The sequence below is a fragment of the Frateuria sp. YIM B11624 genome (genome assembly GCF_049727805.1).
Classification (GTDB): Bacteria; Pseudomonadota; Gammaproteobacteria; order Xanthomonadales; family Rhodanobacteraceae; genus Frateuria_A.
In genome coordinates, this window is the sequence record NZ_JBCNYA010000015.1 from 55,875 (window position 1) to 72,041 (window position 16,167).

Below are 16,167 nucleotides of genomic sequence, written 5' to 3' on the forward strand. Positions count from 1 at the left end.
GTGGGTCTCCAGTCTCGAATGCGGCGGCAAGGGCGAAGTGCGCCGGCCCGGACATCACATCCTGGACAGGCGAGAACGACATCCGGCAAAAAGGCGGTTGGTGGCGCGGATGGCAGCCCTGGCTCAGGTCCAGGAGCAGACCACCTTGCCGCACTGGCCGGCGTCCATCAGGTCGAAGCCCCTCTGGAAATCGTCGATGGCGATCTGGTGGGTCAGTACCTTCTGCAGCGGGAAGCCCGTCAGCACCATCTGGGTCATCTTGTACCAGGTCTCGTACATGCGCCGGCCGTAGATGCCCTGCAGGGTGAGCCCCTTGAAGATCACCTTGTCCCAGTCGATACCCGCGCCCTTGGGCTGGATACCCAGCAGGGCGATCTTGCCGCCGTGGTACATCACGTCGAGCATGTCGTTGAAGGCGCGCGGGTTGCCGCTCATTTCCAGGCCCACGTCGAAGCCTTCCATGTGCAGGTCCTTGACCACCTCGCGCAGCGACTGGTTGGCCACGTTGACCACGCGGGTGGCGCCCATGTCGGCGGCCAGTTTCAGGCGGTAGTCGTTGACGTCGGTGACCACTACGTTGCGTGCGCCCACGTGCTTGGCGATGCCTGCGGCGATGATGCCGATCGGGCCGGCGCCGGTGATCAGCACGTCCTCGCCGATCAGGTCGAACTCGAGCGCGCAGTGCGCGGCGTTGCCGTAGGGATCGAAGAAGGCGGCCAGCTCCGATGGGATCTGGTCGGGAATCGGCCAGAGATTGGAGGCCGGCACCGCAACGAACTCGGCGAAGGCGCCATTGCGGTTGACGCCGATGCCCACCGTGTTGGGGCACAGGTGCTGGCGGCCGGCGCGGCAGTTGCGGCAGTGCCCGCAGACGATGTGGCCCTCGGCCGAGACGCGGTCGCCCACCTTGTAGCCGGTCACCGCGCTGCCGAGTTCGGCGATGCGGCCGACGAACTCGTGGCCGATGGTCAGGCCCTGCGGGATCGTGCGCTGGGACCATTCGTCCCACTTGTAGATGTGCAGGTCGGTGCCGCAGATGGCGGTCTTCTCGACCTTGATCAACACCTCGTTGGGGCCGATCTGCGGAACCGGCACCTCTTCCATCCAGATGCCCTGTTCGGGCTTGCGCTTGACCAGGGCTTTCATCGTCTGCGGCATGGGACACCATCGTCTGGCCCGCGAAGGCGGGCGGGGAAGACGATGATTATAGGGCCGCCGCGAAGCCGGCCGTGCAACTCAGCCGAGCGAGCGCCAGACGATCGAGAAGGCCAGGCTGATGAGGACGCACACCGTCAGCCAGAAGCCGAAGTTGTTCTTGTCCCAGATCGGCTTGCGGCTCGCCTCTGGCTCCTCCTGCGCGGGGCGCAGGGGAACGGGCTGGGCCGCCGGACGGACGCTGGCTGCGGGCGCGGCAGCGCCTGGACGATGACTGATGACAGCCCCGTGCCCACCTTCCTGGTCGTGTTCCGCGTCGATTCGGTGCGCCATGGCGTGAATTCTATGTGTCGCCGTATGTCGATGGTGCGCCCCCGCAGGTGCGCAGGCAAGCCGCTGGCGGGCAAGGCACCCCCGAGAACGTGATCCACTTCACTCGAAGAAGCTTTTCCACGCCGCGGTGGAGTCCCTGCGCGCGCCACCTACAATGCGCCGATGCCTGCCGATGCGCGCCCGCCTGCCGTATTCCTGATGGGCCCGACCGCATCGGGCAAGACCGCGCTGGCCTGTGCGCTGCGCGAGCGCTTTGCGGTGGAACTGGTGAGCGTGGACTCGGCGCTGGTCTATCGCGGGCTGGACATCGGCGCCGCCAAACCCGATGCCGCCACGCTGGCGCGACACCCGCACGCGCTGCTGGACCTGCGCGATCCGGCCGAGCCTTACTCGGCGGCCGACTTCCGCGCCGATGCGCTGGCCGCCATGGCGCGCATCCAGGCACAGGGCCGCGTGCCGCTGCTGGTCGGCGGCACCGGGCTGTATTTCCGTGCGCTGCAGCGTGGACTTTCGGCATTGCCCGATGCGGCACCCGGAATCCGCGCGCGCCTGGCCGGCGAGGCGGCCGTGCATGGCTGGCCCGCATTGCATGCGCGGCTGGCCACGCTGGATCCGGTCGCCGCGGCGCGCATCGGTCCCAACGACGCCCAGCGCCTGCAGCGCGCGCTGGAAGTGATCGAGCTGACCGGCCGGCCGCTTTCCGGTCAGCAGACCGGCGGCAGCGGCGAGCGTTTTCCCTGGCGCGTGCTCAAGCTGGCGCTGCTGCCGGCCGACCGCGGCGAACTGCATGCCCGCATCGAGCAACGCTTCGACGCCATGCTGGCGGCGGGCTTCCTGGACGAGGTGCGTGCGCTGCGCGCGCGCGGTGACCTGGATCCGGGCCTGCCGGCGCTGCGCGCGGTCGGTTACCGCCAGGCCTGGGAGCACCTGGACGGCATCACCGATACGGCGACCTTCCGCGACAAGGGCATCTTCGCCACCCGCCAGCTGGCCAAGCGGCAGATCACCTGGCTGCGCGCGGAACTGGACGCGCGCGTGCTCGATCCGGACCAGGCGGACCTGCCCGGCCGTGCCTGCCGCGCGCTGGATCTGTTCCTGTAGAGGCCGCTTCTGGCAAAAGCGGCATGCGTCGCGGTTCCCCAGCTTCCGCCCGCCATTTAAAAGCGGTTAATATCCCCTCGACTTGGGCCGGTCGCCACGTGCGCGACTTTTCTCCGGCCCGCGCAGGTTCGCGAGGGGGTACAACAACATGTCCAAAGGGCAGTCATTGCAGGATCCGTTTCTCAACGCACTTCGCCGTGAGCGCGTTCCGGTCGCCATCTACCTGGTCAACGGCATCAAGCTGCAGGGAACGATCGAATCGTTCGACCAGTTCGTGGTGCTGCTGCGCAACCAGGTGAGCCAGATGGTCTACAAGCACGCCATCTCCACCGTCGTACCCAGCCGCAACGTGCGCATGGGCAACGGCCACGAAGGCCACGTCGACGCACACGCCACGTCCGCCGAGGGCGAGGACTGACCCAGGCAAGGCGTTGCATGCCGCCGGCGGGTTGCCTGGCCCGTCGGCGGCGGTCGCGCATGCGGCCTTGCCGTCGTGGGGGCGGCGATCGGCATACAATGCCGCCCCCGACCCCAGCCACCGGCGCTGCGCCGACGGCATGCATCCACAGGCCACGCCAACCTAGTGTTCGATAGACAAAAGAAAGGCGAACGCGCCGTACTCGTCCTGCCGCACGCCCGCGGCGAGGGCGACGCCGCCCGCCGCGCGGAGGAGTTCGCCGAACTGGTGCGTTCGGCCGGTGCGGAGGTGCTCGCCAGCGTCGCCGCGCGCGTCGAGGACCCCAACCCCCGCTACTACATCGGCACCGGCAAGGCCGAAGAGGTCGCCGAGGCCGTGCGCGCCACCGAAGCGGACGTGGTCCTGGTCGACCATCTGCTGACCCCGGTGCAGGAGCGCAACCTGGAAAAGCTGCTCGCCGTGCGCGTGGTCGACCGTGCCGGGTTGATCCTGGATATCTTCGCGCAGCGCGCCCGCTCGCACGAAGGCAAGCTGGAAGTGGAGCTGGCCCAGCTCAAGCACCTGGCCACGCGGCTGGTGCGCGGCTGGACCCACCTGGAGCGCCAGCGCGGCGGCGCCATCGGCCTGCGCGGCCCCGGCGAAACGCAGCTGGAAACCGACCGCCGCCTGCTCGGCGAGCGCGTGAAGATGCTCACCCGGCGCCTGGAGCGGGTGCAGGTGCAGCGCACCCAGCAGCGCCGCGCGCGCCTGCGCAACACGGTGCCGCGGGTGGCGCTGGTCGGCTACACCAACGCCGGCAAGTCCACCTTGTTCAATGCGCTGACCGAAGGCGACGTGTTCGCCGCGAACCTGCTGTTCGCCACGCTCGACCCGACCGTGCGCAAGATCGAGGACCTGTCCTGCGGCCCGGCGGTGCTCGCTGACACTGTGGGCTTCATCCGCGAGTTGCCGCACGACCTGGTGGCCGCCTTCCGCGCGACCCTGGCCGAGGCACGCGACGCCGACCTGTTGCTGCACGTCAGCGACGCGGCCGACGAGGAGCGCGAGCGGTTGCACCGCGTGGTCGACGGCGTGCTGGAGGAGATCGGCGCCGGCGACGTGCCGCAACTCCATGTGATGAACAAGATCGATGTGCTGCGGGAAGGCGAGGCCGGCGCCCGCCCCGGCACCGAGCCGCGCATCGTGCGCGACGGCGAGGGCCGGCCCACCCAGGTCTGGCTTTCCGCCCGTACCGGCGAAGGACTGGAGCTGCTGCGCCAGGCCCTGGGCGAGCGGCTCGGCGGCGAGCGCGTGCAGACCGAGTTGCAACTGCCGCTTTCGGCCGGGCGCCTGCATGCGCGCCTGCGCGCCGCCGGCGCCATCGCCGGGGAATCGGTGGACGAGCACGGCTGGCGCCTGCAGATCGATGCGCCGCGCAGCGTGATCGCGCCGCTGGGCGGCGGCCATCCGCAGGATGCCGCGCTGCTGCGCGACGTGCTGGGTTCGCCGGACGCGCCGTAGCTGCCGCTCCCCACGGACAGAGGCCGCACCGGCCGCGCGGGAATGCCCACCAGGCCACGCGCCAATTCACCTCTGCTAGACTAACCGGCGTTTGTGCGGCGTTCGTCCGCCCGCACCGAGATCGATCGCGGCGCGCCGCGATTCACCCACCCCGACCTCGACGCTGCGCTCTATGGCCCTGATTCTGCAACGCATCCACCGGCCCCTCCCGCCGGCCTGCCCCTTGCCCCGAGGAGACTGAGATGGCCTGGAACGAGCCCGGCAACGGCCAGCGCGATCCCTGGAGCAACAAGCGCCCCGGCGGCGGCAACCAGGGCCTCGACGATGCCCTCAAGCGGCTGCGCGCACGCCTCGGCAAGCATGGCGGCCCCGGCGGCATCATCACCATCGTGCTGGCGCTGGTGCTGGCCTGGCTGCTGCTCAGCAGCGCCACCGTCATCGACGCCCGCCAGGCCGGCGTGGTGCTGCGCTTCGGCCAGTACAGCCGCACGCTGCCGCCGGGCTTCCACTTCAAGCTGCCGCAGCCGGTCGAGACGGTGACCAAGGTGGAGACCACCCGCGTGCGCTCGCTGCAGGACAGCGTGCGCATGCTCACCCGCGACGAAAACATCATCACCATCGACTTCACCGTGCAGTACCAGGTGTCCGATGCGCGCGCCTACCTGTTCGCGGTGGATGACGTTGAAGACACCATCGCCGCGGCGTCCGAGGCTGCCGTGCGCTCGGTGATCGGCCGCAGCGACATGGACACGATCCTCTCCGGCGAAGGCGCCGCGCTGGTCGGCGAGGCCAGCCAGGCCCTGCAGAAGACCCTCGACGGCTACCACTGCGGCCTGCAGGTCACCGCGGTGAGCTTCCAGAACGTGTCGCCGCCGGCCGAGGTCAAGGACGCCTTCGACGACGTCAACAAGGCGCGCGAGGACAAGCAGAGCATCGAGAACGGTGCGCTGGCCTACGCCAACAAGGTGGTGCCGGTGGCCCGCGGCGACGCCTCGCGCATAGCCGCCGAGGCGGCCGGCTACAAGGCCGAGCGCGTCGCCCGTGCGCAAGGCGACGCCGCGCGCTTCGACCTGTTGCTGAAGGAATACAAGGCCGCGCCGGAAGTGACCCGCAAGCGCCTGTGGCTGGAAACGATGGAGCAGGTGATGGCCGGCAACCGCAAGGTGATCGACGGCTCCGGCGGCCGCACCATCATCAATCTGCCGCCCGCCCCGGCGGCCAGCCCTGCGACCGCCGCCACCGTCACCACCGATGACGCCGCCGACAAGGGGAGCCAGCCATGAAGATCGTCGGCATCGTGATCGCGGTACTGCTGGTACTGCTGGGCCTCAACAGCGCCTTCGTGGTGCGCGAGGGGCAGAGCGCGCTGCTGCTGCAGTTCGGCCGCATCGTGCAGACCGACTACGCGCCCGGTCTGCACTTCAAGGCGCCGCTGATCCAGCAGGTGGTGCGTTTCGACAGCCGCATCCAGGGCCTGGATGCGCCGCCGGAGCGCTACTTCACCTCAGAGAAGAAGAGCGTCAATGTCGACTTCTACGTGAAGTGGAAGATCGCCGACAACGCCGCCTACTACCGCGCCACCAGCGGCGACGCCAACCAGGCGGCACAGCGGCTGAGCCCGGTGGTGAAGGACGCGCTGCGCTTCGAGTTCAATTCGCGCACCCTGCAGGACCTGATCGCCGGCGGCCGCAAGGACATCACCGAGCGCGTGCGCAAGCAGACCGACACCATCGCGCGCAGGAACCTGGGCATCGCCGTGGTCGACGTACGCATCAAGCGCATCGATCTGCCCGAGGAAGTGAGCGAGTCGGTCTACAAGCGCATGCGTGCCGAGCGCCTGCAACTGGCCAACGAGCTGCGCTATACCGGCCAGGAGCTGGCCGAGAAGATCAAGGCCGATGCCGACCGCCAGGGCCAGGTGCTGCGCGCCGATGCCGAGCGCGACGCGGCGACCGTGCGCGGCCAGGGCGACGCCCAGGCGGCGGCGATCTACGCGCAGGCCTATGGCCAGGATCCCGAGTTCTTCGCGTTCTATCGAAGCCTGTCGGCGTACAAGCAGGGTTTCGCCGATGGCAAGGGCACGCTGGTGCTCAAGCCCGACTCGGAACTGCTGCGCTATTTCGAGAACGGCGCCGCCAAGCGCTGAAGCCATGCCGCACGAACTCACCCTCGCGCTGTGCCTGGTGCTGGTGCTCGAAGGCCTGATGCTGTTCGCCGCCCCGCGCCACTGGCAGTCGATGGTGCGCCAGGCGCTGGAGCTCAGGCCGCGCACGCTGCGCGTGTTCGGCGCGGTGGCGGTGATCGCCGGGCTCGCCGTGCTGCAACTGGTGCGCTGAAGCTTTTCCTGTTTCCCACACTCACGGCTCCTGCGGGAGCACCCAACGAGCGAGAACTTTCATGGGCAAGTCAGTCGTCATCCTTGGAGCCCAGTGGGGCGACGAAGGCAAGGGCAAGATCGTCGACCTGCTGACCGAGCGGGTCAGTGCCGTGGCGCGCTTCCAGGGCGGCCACAACGCCGGCCATACGCTGGTGATCAAGGGCAAGAAGACCGTGTTGCACCTGATCCCCTCGGGCATCCTGCGCGACGACGCGCTGTGCCTGATCGGCAACGGCGTGGTGCTCTCGCCCGAGGCGCTGATCAACGAGATCGCCGAGCTCGAGGCGCAGGGCGTGGACGTGCGCCCGCGCGTGAAGATCAGCCCGGCGACGCCGCTGATCATGCCGTACCACATCGCGGTCGATAAGGCGCGCGAGGCGGCGGCCGGCAAGAGCGCGATCGGCACCACCGGCCGCGGCATCGGCCCGGCCTACGAGGACAAGGTCGCCCGCCGCTCGATCCGCGTGGCCGATCTGATGTACCCGCACGAACTCCCGGCGCAGATCAAGGCCGCGGTCGAGTACCACAACTTCATCCTGACCCAGTGGCTTAAAAGCGAGCCGGTCGACTACCAGAAGGTGCTCGACGACGCGCTGGCCTGGGGTGAATACATCCGCCCGCTGGTCGACGACGTGGCCACCATCCTGCACGACGTGCGCAAGGAAGGCGGCAACATCCTGTTCGAAGGCGCGCAGGGCGCGCTGCTGGACATCGACCACGGCACCTATCCCTACGTCACCTCGTCCAACACCACCGTCGGCGGCGCGCTGGCCGGCACCGGCGTGGGCGCCTGCGACATCGACTATGTGCTGGGCATCTGCAAGGCCTACGCCACGCGCGTGGGCGGTGGCCCGTTCCCGACCGAGCTCGAGGACGAGATGGGCGAGCGCCTGCGCAAGGTCGGCAACGAGTTCGGCGCCAGCACCGGCCGTCCGCGCCGCTGCGGCTGGATCGACCTGGTGGCCTTGAAGCGCGCGGTGCAGATCAACGGCATCAACGGCCTGGCGATCACCAAGCTGGACGTGCTCGATGGCCTGCCGTCGATCAAGGTCTGCGTGGCCTACGAATACCGCGGCAAGCGCCGCGAGCTGGCGCCGCTGGACGCCGACGGCTGGGCCGAGTGCAAGCCGGTGTACCTGGAGTTTCCGGGCTGGGAGGAATCCACCGCCGGCATCCGCGACTGGAACAAGCTGCCGGCCGCCGCGCGTGCCTACCTGCGCGCGGTAGAGGAGTTGTCTGGCTGCCGCCTGGCCATCGTCGCCACCGGCGCCGACCGCGACGACACCATCGTGCTGGACGATCCATTCGCCTGAGCGGCCACGCGCAAGCCACGAAAGCCCCGCCTCGGTGGGGCTTTTTCGTTTCGATGGGAGGCTCTGCTGCGGTCGGTACCGCTCAGTACATCCGCATCGACGAGGCGCGGATCACGAAGGGATCGGACTCCGCCTCCACTCCGGAGGCGATGCGCGCCAGCTCGTCGTCGAGCTGCTGCACCGCCTGGCCGGTGCCCTGCATCCGTTCGCGCAGCAACGCGTTCTCGCGCATCAGGCGGTCGCATTCGTCGTGCAGGGCGCGCATCGAGCGCTCCAGTTGGTTGCAGCGCAGTTGCAGGGGATGTCGCATGGCGGGTTCTCGTTCGACGGTCAGGCGCGGGTGGGCTCGGCACGCGGTGCGAACGGTCGGCCGCAGGACCGCCGATCGCAGGGATGATGTTGGCCGAGCGACCGTGAGGCCGTTGTCTAACTGGCGCTAGCAAAAAGCTCAGGCGTGCGGCGGCCGGGACCGGGATGGCGCGCCGGAGCAGCGGCCGGTCGACCGGTCATTCACGCGGCCCGTGCCAAAGCTCGTTCCATCGAACGGGAGAAGCGCGTGGCTGCAGCGGTCATACAGGGCAACGTCGGCTGGCCCCGGCGTTTGTGGATCATCCGGCACGGCGAAAGTGCGGGGAACGTCGCGCGCGACCGCGCGGAAGCTTCCGGCGCGCCTTTGATCGATCTCAAGCACCGCGATGCCGACGTGCCGCTGTCGCCGCTGGGCCTGGAACAGTCGCAGGCGCTGGGGGCATGGGCGCGCGCGCTGCCCGAGCAGGACCGGCCCACCACCTTCATGGCCTCGCCATACAGGCGGGCGCGCGAGACCGCCGTGGCGGTGGCCGCCGCGCTCGGGCGCGTAGGCGACGAAGTGGTGGTGGACGAGCGCCTGCGCGAGAAGGAGTTCGGCGTGCTCGACCGCTACACCCGCGCCGGCATCCGCGCCAAGTTCCCCGAGCTGGCCGAGCAGCGCCAACTGGTCGGCAAGTTCTACTTCCGCCCGCCCGGCGGCGAGAGCTGGTGCGACGTGGTGTTGCGCCTGCGCAGCATGCTCGGCGATCTGCAGCGCAACCACGCGGGCGAGCGGGTGATGATCGTCGCCCACCAGGTGATAGTGAACTGCTTCCGTTACCTGATCGAGCGCATGGACGAGGGCACCATCCTGGCGATCGACCGCAACGGCGACGTGCCCAACTGCGGCATCACCGAGTACGTCGAGGCGGCGGACGGTGGCGGCCTGGTGCTCGAACGCACCAACTTCGTCGCGCCGCTGGTGGAAGCCGGATCGCCGGTGACCATCGAATCGGACCGGCCCAAGGGCGCGCGATGAACGCCGAGGGCGCGAAGCCGCGGCGCCTGGCTGCGCGGCTCCTGCGCAGCATGCCCTTGCCCGATCCGGATGGCGGCAAGGAGCAGCGTGGCCGGGTGCTGGTGATCGGCGGCTCCAGCCGCGTGCCCGGCGCGGTATTGCTCGCCGGTACCGCCGCCCTGCGCGCCGGTGCCGGCAAGCTGCAGGTGGCGACCGCGCAGGACGTGGCGCCGTCCTTCGCGCTCGCCGTGCCCGAGGCGCTGGTGCTCGGGCTGCCGGTCGACGCGCAGGGCAACATCACGCGTGGCAGTGCGGCGCTGGACGACGCACTGGTCGGTTGCGATGCGGCACTGATCGGTTCGGGCATGAGCCCCTCGCCGGCCACCGCCACGCTGGTGCAGCGGGTGGTCCGCCATGCGCGGGGCATGCTGGTGCTCGACGCCGGCGCCCTCTCGCCCGAGCTGCGCGCGCCGCCCGGCAAGCCGTTCGTGCTCACCCCGCATGCGGGCGAGATGGCCAAGCTGTGCGGCCGCGAGAAGGAACAGGTGGAACAGCAGCCGCAGGCGCTGGCGCGCGCCTTCGCGAAACGTACACGCAGCGTGCTGGTGCTCAAGGGCGCCACCACCTACATCGCGGCACCGGACGGCCGGCTATGGATCCACCCCGGCGGCTGCCATGGGCTGGGCACGTCCGGCTCGGGCGACGTGCTGGCGGGGTTGATCGCGGGGCTGGCCGCGCGCTGCGGCGATCCGGTGCAGGCGGCGCTGTGGGGCGTGTTCGCGCATGGCGAAGCCGGGCGCACGCTCGAAACTTCGATGGGCTCGCTCGGCTTCCTGGCGCGCGAAATCGCCACGCCCGTGCCCGGCATCCTCGACCGCATCCAGTGCCCGCGGCGGACCGCCTAGGACGGCGCACTCCAGCACGCGAGCATCGGACCCTGCTCGCCCATCACCGGGTCGCAGGCAGGGAAGGGCAGCTGCGCGATGCGTTCGAGCATGGTCTGGTCCGGCGCCTCGCGGCAGATGTCCCACTTCTGTCCTGGCGGATAGGCGCCCACCACCAGGAAGTCGTCGCTGGAGGAAAGGCTGCGGTGGCCGGTGCCGGCCGGCAACAGGGCGACGTCGCCGGCGCTCACCTCGACCTCGCGTCCGCCCGGTCCGCCCAGCACCAGGCGCGCCGCGCCCTTGGCCACGCCGAGCACCTCGTGGGCGGTGGAGTGGTAGTGGTGGAAATCGTAGACGCCCGAACGCCACTGCGGCGGCCAGCCGTTGCGGTCGAAGCGCTGCTCGATGGCGGCGGCGCTGTCGTCTCCGTCCAGCTCGGCCAGCGCCTGGCGATAGAGCAGCACGGGCAGGTGCGGATGGTTGGGCACCCAGTCGTGGCGGGCGAGCCGGAAGGCTTCGGTCTGCATGGGATCGGCCTCTGCACGATGCGTTGGCCGAGCTTCGCGCGCCAGATGTGCACGATTTGCGCGCCATGTGTATGGATTGCCTAACGCGCCGGCCATCGTCGCTGCACGCCCTGCTGACCTTTGCTCGGGCAGGATCGTGCCAGCCATCCGGAACGGGAGAACCCCATGGGCAGCATCGACGACCCGCGCGGCCGCACCAATGCCAACCTCCAGGACGCCATCGGCAAGCGCGCCGGGCGAAGCCAGATCCAGGACGAGGGCGAGGCCCGGGAGGCGATCGAGCCCGCGGGTGGCACCGGCGGCGAAAGCGGCACCGGGCAGATGCGCCCGCACCACGGCTTCGGCGATCCGCACGCACGGAAGGCGACGGGCGAGCCGCTCGACCCGGAGGCGATCCTGCCCGAGCCGGAAACCGGCCCCACCTACCAGACCGGCGGCGTCGGCCAGGACCGCGCCCAGCACATCCAGGAACGCAAGCAGCGCGAAAGCGGGGTGGGTTCCACCAAGGGCCATGGCGTCGGCGGCCAGGCCGGCGGACTCGATCCACCGCCGGGTGCGCCCAGCCGTGGTGGAAGGGCCTGAGCCGGGCCGCGCGTTTCTCGGGAAGCAGGCGTACGCGCGTGTCGGCGTTGCCTTGCCATCCCGCACACGCGCGCTGCACTGGCGCGGCGGCATAGTGCCGGGACCGCCACACCGGAACCCGCCATGCACGACGACGAGTCCCTGGTTACCTCCCGTCCGCCGGCGGAAGGTCCCCATCCCGATATCCGGCTCCCGCCACCTCTCTGGGCGAAGGGTGCAGCCGCGCCCGGAGGCGTGCCGCCGATGTTCGCCCCCGGCGCGCACGCGGAGTCTCCGGCGATGCGCGGAGACGCGCTCGAGCATTAGGCGCATGTCCTGGATGCATGCGCTGCCGGAGGGCTGCCGGCTGCCTGTCCATGGGGGGCTGGAACTGCAAAACGCGGTCCGTGCTGCTCCAAAAGTGGCCGGTCCCGCCTGACCGAGCAAGCCCGCAGCATCTAAAGAATCCCCATCCCCGGCCGCTAACGCGGGAAGTGCCGGCTTGTCGGCTTCGAGTGCGCCATGGTCGGTAGCTATCGCCTGAGTCTGGAGCTTTTCTCGCTGCTCATCGGCAGCCTGATCGCCTATCAGGCCGTCGACGCCACCGCCCGCATCGCCGCCTCGCGCACGCCGCTGCACCGGGGCATCTGGTACGGCGTCGGCGCCTGGATGCTGGGCCTGGGCCTGTGGTCGGTGCACTTCGTCGGCATGCTGGCGCGCCTGCCGCAGGCGGTCGGGACGTTCGATCCGTTGCTGAGCGTGGCCTCGGGATTGGCCGCACTGGCGGTGGGCCTGGGCCTGCTGTGGGTGGCCGACTGCCCCACGTTGGGGCGGGCCCGCTGGCTGGCCGGCTCGCTGGCGCTGGGCATCGGCGTGGCCTTCGTGCACATGGCCAGCGAAGGCGCATTGAACCTCGGTGGCGGCACCCGCTACAAGCCGACGGTATGGCTCGGCTGGGTGGTCCTGTGCACCTTCGGGGTGGCCTGCGGCCTGCGCCTGATGCATGGGTTCCGCCCGCGCGCGAAGGCTCGCCGGATGGGCTTGCGCGCGCTCCTGTCCGTGCCGATGGGATTGCTCATCTGCGTGCTGCTGGACCTGTCCACGCGGCTTTCATACGCCGGCCAGCCGATGCTCTCGCCGGAGGATTCGCCGGGCACCATCTGGCTGGGCAGCGTGGTCAGCCTGGTCGCCGTGCTGTCGATGGGCGCCGCGTTGATCGTGTCCGAGCTGGTGACGCGGCTGTACATCCGCACCCAGCGCCTGTCCGGCTCGCTCGACACGCTCAACCACCAGTTGCACCACCTGGCCACGCACGATCCGCTGACCGGCCTGCCCAATCGCCACCTGCTGGCCGAGCGGATGGAGCGGGCGCTGGCGCGCGCGCGTGCCGGCCATGGCCACCTGGCCGTGCTGTACATCGACCTGGACGGCTTCAAGACCATCAACGACACGCTCGGCCACGGCTTCGGCGACGAACTGCTGCGCGCAGTAGCCGCGCGTCTGGCCAGTGTGCTGCACCCGGACAGCCTGGCGCGCATGGGCGGCGACGAGTTCGTGGCGGTACTGGAACACATGCGCAGCCCGGAGTCGGCGCTGCGCATCGCGCAGCAGCTCATCGCGCTGATGCAGGACAGCTTCGCCGTGCGCGGCACCGAGCTGAGCGTCACGCCCAGCATCGGCCTGGCGTTCTACCCGCACGACGGCGATAGCGTGGAAGACCTGATCGCGCACGCCGACGCGGCCATGTACGACGCGAAGGATGGCGGCCGCAACGGCTATCGCTGCTACGACGCCTCCATGCGCGAGCGCGCGGTGCGCGTGCTGAAGATCCAGCGCGGCCTGCAGACGGCGGTGGAGGACGGCAGCCTCTCGCTGCACTTCCAGCCCAAGCACCACGGCGACACCGGCGCCCTGGTCGGCGCCGAGGCGCTGCTGCGCTGGTGCCACCCGGAACTGGGCGCGGTGTCGCCGCTGGAGTTCATCGGCGTGGCCGAGCGCAGCGGGCAGATCGCGCGGCTGGGCGAATGGGTGATCCGCGAGGCCTGCCGCCAGCTGCGCGACTGGCGCGACCGCGGGCTCTCGACCGTGCGCATCGCGATCAACCTCTCGCCGATGCAGATCCAGCAGCCCGGGCTGGTGGAGGTCGCAGCCGGCATCGTCGGCGAGGCCGGACTGCACACCTCGCAGATCATGTTCGAGGTCACCGAGAGCATGGCCATGCGCGACGCCGAGCGCACCACCGCGATCCTGCGCGACTTCCGCGCGCACGGCTTCGACTTCGCCATCGACGACTTCGGCACCGGCTACTCCAGCCTGGCCTACCTGCAGAAGTTCCAGGTACGTCAGCTGAAGATCGACCAGTTCTTCGTGCAGGCGCTGGACGAGGGCGGCCACGAGCCGCGCGCGATCATCGCCGCGATCATCGAACTCGCGCACACGCTGGGCATGGAAGTGGTGGCCGAAGGCGTCGAGACGCACGCCCAGGCCGAGGTCTTGCGCGCACTGGGCTGCGACCAGGTCCAGGGTTACCTGCTGGCCCGGCCGATGCCGGCCGCCGAGTTCGAACGGCATTGCCTGTCCGGCGACTTCGCGCTGGCCTAGCCGGCCACGGTCCGCGGGTGATTTTTACGCGGATTTTGCGCGCCGGGACAGGCGCGCTATCCCGTTGTTATGGCGCGGTTCCTAGAGTGCGCGTGTCTCTCCACGCGCCTCGCCCATGCCTCCACTCCCTTCCTTCCGCCTGGCTTCCGCTCCCTCGTCCGGCGCCCATTCCGATGATGGGCGGCCGGGCACGTCGGACAGGTCGCATCTTGCGGCGCTGGCCCTCGGCGCCATCGGCGTCGTCTACGGCGACATCGGCACCAGCCCGCTGTACACGCTGAAGGAGGTGTTCGGCGCACATGGCGTGCCGGCCACGCCACAGAACGTGCTGGGCGCGCTCAGCCTGGTGTTCTGGTCGCTGATCATCGTGGTGTCGGTGAAGTACGTGTTGTTCATCATGCGCGCCGACAACAAGGGCGAGGGCGGCATCATGGCGTTGATGGCGCTGGCCCAGCGCAGCGTGCGCCACGCGCCGCGCCTGCGCCGGGCGGTGGTCGTCCTCGGCCTGTTCGGTGCGGCGCTGTTCTATGGGGACGGGGTGATCACGCCCGCCATCTCGGTGCTCTCGGCGGTCGAAGGCCTGCAGGTGGCGACGCCCGCGCTGGAACGCTGGGTGGTGCCGGTTACGCTGGCGGTGATCGTCGCCCTGTGCTGGCTGCAGAAACACGGCACGGCGCGCATCGGCGCCGTGTTCGGGCCGGTGTGCGCGGTGTGGTTCCTCGCGATCGCGGGGCTCGGCGCGCTGGGCATCGTGCGCAATCCCTCGGTGTTGCTGGCGCTCAGCCCGGCTTACGGCGTCGACTTCTTCCTGCGCAACCACGCCCAGGCGTTCTTCGCACTGGGCGCGGTGGTGCTCGCCGTGACCGGCACCGAGGCGCTTTATGCGGACATGGGGCACTTCGGCAAGAAGCCGATCCGGCTGGCCTGGTTCAACTTCGTGCTGCCGGCGCTAGTGCTCAACTACTTCGGCCAGGGCGCGCTGGTGCTGGCCGATCCGGGCGCCGTTGCCAATCCGTTCTATCACCTGGTTCCGCGACCGCTGCTTTATCCGATGATCGCGTTGGCCACCACGGCGGCGGTGATCGCCTCGCAGGCGGTGATTTCCGGGGCCTTCTCGATGACCCGCGAGGCCGTGCAACTGGGCTACATGCCGCGCATGCGGGTGGTGCATACCTCGCGGCGGCTGTCCGGCCAGGTGTTCGTGCCGTGGATCAACCGCATGCTGCTGGTGCTGATCGCGGCGGCGGTGCTTGGCTTCCGCTCCTCGGACAACCTCGGCGCGGCCTACGGCATCGCCGTCACCGGAACGATGGTGGCCACTACGCTGCTGGCGCTCGTCGTGGCGCGCTACCAGTGGCGTTGGAGCCGGACGGCGGTGCTCGCGACCGGCGCGGGACTGCTCGTAGTGGACCTGGGTTTCTTCAGCGCCAACCTCGTCAAGATCGAACATGGCGGCTGGTTCCCGCTGGCGCTGGGGTTGTGCGTGTTCGCCGCGATGGCCACCTGGCGGGGCGGCCGCGAACGGATGGCGCGCGAGATCCGCCAGGGCGGCTTGGCGCTGGCGCCGTTCCTGGCGAGCCTGGCGGCGCATCCGCCGTTGCGGGTGCCGGGCACGGCGGTGTTCCTGGTGGCCGACCCCGGCGTGGTGCCGACGTCGCTGCTGCACAACCTCAAGCACAACAAGATGCTGCACGAGCGCAACGTGCTGCTGACGGTCGAGAGCCTGGATACGCCGACCGCCGGCATCGACGAGCGGCTGGCGTGGGAGCCGCTCGAAGGCGGCTTCGCACGGCTGCGGCTGCGTTTCGGTTTTGCCGAGGATCCGGACGTGCCCGCGGCGCTGGCCGACGGCGGCCGCGCCGGCATCCGTTTCGACCTGATGGACACGACCTTCTTCCTGTCGCGCGAAACCGTCGTGGCCGGCGTCCGCCGCCCGGGTCCGGCGCGCTGGCGGGATGCCGTGTTCACGGTCATGGCGCGCAACGCCCTGCCGGCCACGGCGTTCTTCAGGCTTCCCGGCAACCGGCTGGTCGAGCTGGGCTCGCGGGTGGAGATCTAGGACGTCGCCTGGGCCGATGTTTTACCGTAGGC

General features: G+C 69.8%; 16 protein-coding genes. 12 read left to right on the plus strand and 4 right to left on the minus strand.

Annotated elements, in window-relative coordinates; translation table 11 throughout:
* Window positions 1-123: 123 nt before the first annotated feature.
* Together tdh and AAIL17_RS09545 are read right to left on the minus strand one after the other, a co-directional pair.
* Complete coding sequence (gene tdh / locus AAIL17_RS09540) at window positions 124-1,158, minus strand: L-threonine 3-dehydrogenase (protein ID WP_424682598.1); 1,035 nt, start codon at window positions 1,156-1,158, stop codon at window positions 124-126.
* Window positions 1,159-1,236: 78 nt separating this feature from the next.
* Window positions 1,237-1,488, minus strand: a complete 252-nt coding sequence (locus AAIL17_RS09545) for a hypothetical protein (RefSeq protein ID WP_424682599.1) — start codon at window positions 1,486-1,488, stop codon at window positions 1,237-1,239.
* A 162-nt stretch (window positions 1,489-1,650) separates the two neighbouring features.
* On the opposite strand from AAIL17_RS09545, the gene miaA reads away from it, so the two are divergent.
* The 7 genes from miaA to AAIL17_RS09580 all read left to right on the plus strand — a co-directional run bounded on the left by miaA (window position 1,651) and on the right by AAIL17_RS09580 (window position 8,197).
* Window positions 1,651-2,589 (plus strand): tRNA (adenosine(37)-N6)-dimethylallyltransferase MiaA, encoded by a 939-nt coding sequence (gene miaA, locus AAIL17_RS09550; RefSeq protein WP_424682600.1) that lies wholly within the window; start codon window positions 1,651-1,653, stop codon window positions 2,587-2,589.
* A 148-nt stretch (window positions 2,590-2,737) separates the two neighbouring features.
* The gene (hfq, locus tag AAIL17_RS09555) at window positions 2,738-3,007 is read left to right on the plus strand and encodes an RNA chaperone Hfq (protein ID WP_424682601.1); all 270 of its coding nucleotides are present in this window, start codon (window positions 2,738-2,740) and stop codon (window positions 3,005-3,007) included.
* A gap of 165 nt (window positions 3,008-3,172) precedes the next feature.
* A complete protein-coding gene (hflX, locus tag AAIL17_RS09560) occupies window positions 3,173-4,507 on the plus strand; it encodes a ribosome rescue GTPase HflX (protein ID WP_424682602.1) in 1,335 nt (444 codons plus the stop codon).
* Between the two features lie 242 nt (window positions 4,508-4,749).
* Window positions 4,750-5,790 (plus strand): FtsH protease activity modulator HflK, encoded by a 1,041-nt coding sequence (hflK, locus tag AAIL17_RS09565; RefSeq protein WP_424682603.1) that lies wholly within the window; start codon window positions 4,750-4,752, stop codon window positions 5,788-5,790.
* Window positions 5,787-6,653 (plus strand): protease modulator HflC, encoded by an 867-nt coding sequence (hflC, locus tag AAIL17_RS09570; RefSeq protein WP_424682604.1) that lies wholly within the window; start codon window positions 5,787-5,789, stop codon window positions 6,651-6,653. Before hflK ends, hflC begins: the two co-directional genes overlap by 4 nt.
* A gap of 4 nt (window positions 6,654-6,657) precedes the next feature.
* Window positions 6,658-6,843: a DUF2065 domain-containing protein gene (locus AAIL17_RS09575; RefSeq protein WP_424682605.1), complete on the plus strand. Its 186-nt coding sequence runs from the start codon at window positions 6,658-6,660 to the stop codon at window positions 6,841-6,843.
* Window positions 6,844-6,904: 61 nt separating this feature from the next.
* Complete coding sequence (locus AAIL17_RS09580; protein WP_424682606.1) at window positions 6,905-8,197, plus strand: adenylosuccinate synthase; 1,293 nt, start codon at window positions 6,905-6,907, stop codon at window positions 8,195-8,197.
* An 82-nt stretch (window positions 8,198-8,279) separates the two neighbouring features.
* Here AAIL17_RS09580 and AAIL17_RS09585 read toward each other — a convergent pair whose 3' ends face one another.
* Window positions 8,280-8,507 (minus strand): hypothetical protein, encoded by a 228-nt coding sequence (locus tag AAIL17_RS09585; protein WP_424682607.1) that lies wholly within the window; start codon window positions 8,505-8,507, stop codon window positions 8,280-8,282.
* A gap of 246 nt (window positions 8,508-8,753) precedes the next feature.
* Here AAIL17_RS09585 and AAIL17_RS09590 point away from each other — a divergent pair, with 246 nt between their 5' ends.
* Together AAIL17_RS09590 and AAIL17_RS09595 are read left to right on the plus strand one after the other, a co-directional pair.
* A complete protein-coding gene (locus AAIL17_RS09590) occupies window positions 8,754-9,524 on the plus strand; it encodes a histidine phosphatase family protein (RefSeq protein ID WP_424682608.1) in 771 nt (256 codons plus the stop codon).
* A complete protein-coding gene (locus AAIL17_RS09595; protein WP_424682609.1) occupies window positions 9,521-10,408 on the plus strand; it encodes an NAD(P)H-hydrate dehydratase in 888 nt (295 codons plus the stop codon). Before AAIL17_RS09590 ends, AAIL17_RS09595 begins: the two co-directional genes overlap by 4 nt.
* Here the strand turns inward: AAIL17_RS09595 and AAIL17_RS09600 are convergent.
* The gene (locus AAIL17_RS09600; RefSeq protein ID WP_424682610.1) at window positions 10,405-10,914 is read right to left on the minus strand and encodes a cupin domain-containing protein; all 510 of its coding nucleotides are present in this window, start codon (window positions 10,912-10,914) and stop codon (window positions 10,405-10,407) included. The two genes, AAIL17_RS09595 and AAIL17_RS09600, sit on opposite strands and share 4 nt — an antisense overlap.
* A 165-nt stretch (window positions 10,915-11,079) precedes the next feature.
* On the opposite strand from AAIL17_RS09600, the gene AAIL17_RS09605 reads away from it, so the two are divergent.
* The 3 genes from AAIL17_RS09605 (at window position 11,080) to AAIL17_RS09615 (ending at window position 16,135) form a co-directional block, all read left to right on the plus strand.
* The gene (locus tag AAIL17_RS09605; RefSeq protein ID WP_424682611.1) at window positions 11,080-11,496 is read left to right on the plus strand and encodes a hypothetical protein; all 417 of its coding nucleotides are present in this window, start codon (window positions 11,080-11,082) and stop codon (window positions 11,494-11,496) included.
* Window positions 11,497-11,997: 501 nt separating this feature from the next.
* The gene (locus tag AAIL17_RS09610) at window positions 11,998-14,076 is read left to right on the plus strand and encodes a putative bifunctional diguanylate cyclase/phosphodiesterase (protein WP_424682612.1); all 2,079 of its coding nucleotides are present in this window, start codon (window positions 11,998-12,000) and stop codon (window positions 14,074-14,076) included.
* Window positions 14,077-14,191: 115 nt separating this feature from the next.
* A complete protein-coding gene (locus AAIL17_RS09615; protein ID WP_424682613.1) occupies window positions 14,192-16,135 on the plus strand; it encodes a potassium transporter Kup in 1,944 nt (647 codons plus the stop codon).
* Window positions 16,136-16,167 lie beyond the last annotated feature (32 nt).

Coding starts and splice junctions, on each gene's coding strand:
- tdh (WP_424682598.1), bottom strand. CDS start 1,158: ATGCCGCAGACGATGAAAGCCCTGGTCAAGCGCAAGCCCGAACAGGGC.
- AAIL17_RS09545 (WP_424682599.1), bottom strand. CDS start 1,488: ATGGCGCACCGAATCGACGCGGAACACGACCAGGAAGGTGGGCACGGG.
- miaA (WP_424682600.1), top strand. CDS start 1,651: ATGCCTGCCGATGCGCGCCCGCCTGCCGTATTCCTGATGGGCCCGACC.
- hfq (WP_424682601.1), top strand. CDS start 2,738: ATGTCCAAAGGGCAGTCATTGCAGGATCCGTTTCTCAACGCACTTCGC.
- hflK (WP_424682603.1), top strand. CDS start 4,750: ATGGCCTGGAACGAGCCCGGCAACGGCCAGCGCGATCCCTGGAGCAAC.
- hflC (WP_424682604.1), top strand. CDS start 5,787: ATGAAGATCGTCGGCATCGTGATCGCGGTACTGCTGGTACTGCTGGGC.
- AAIL17_RS09575 (WP_424682605.1), top strand. CDS start 6,658: ATGCCGCACGAACTCACCCTCGCGCTGTGCCTGGTGCTGGTGCTCGAA.
- AAIL17_RS09580 (WP_424682606.1), top strand. CDS start 6,905: ATGGGCAAGTCAGTCGTCATCCTTGGAGCCCAGTGGGGCGACGAAGGC.
- AAIL17_RS09585 (WP_424682607.1), bottom strand. CDS start 8,507: ATGCGACATCCCCTGCAACTGCGCTGCAACCAACTGGAGCGCTCGATG.
- AAIL17_RS09595 (WP_424682609.1), top strand. CDS start 9,521: ATGAACGCCGAGGGCGCGAAGCCGCGGCGCCTGGCTGCGCGGCTCCTG.
- AAIL17_RS09600 (WP_424682610.1), bottom strand. CDS start 10,914: ATGCAGACCGAAGCCTTCCGGCTCGCCCGCCACGACTGGGTGCCCAAC.
- AAIL17_RS09605 (WP_424682611.1), top strand. CDS start 11,080: ATGGGCAGCATCGACGACCCGCGCGGCCGCACCAATGCCAACCTCCAG.
- AAIL17_RS09610 (WP_424682612.1), top strand. CDS start 11,998: ATGGTCGGTAGCTATCGCCTGAGTCTGGAGCTTTTCTCGCTGCTCATC.
- AAIL17_RS09615 (WP_424682613.1), top strand. CDS start 14,192: ATGCCTCCACTCCCTTCCTTCCGCCTGGCTTCCGCTCCCTCGTCCGGC.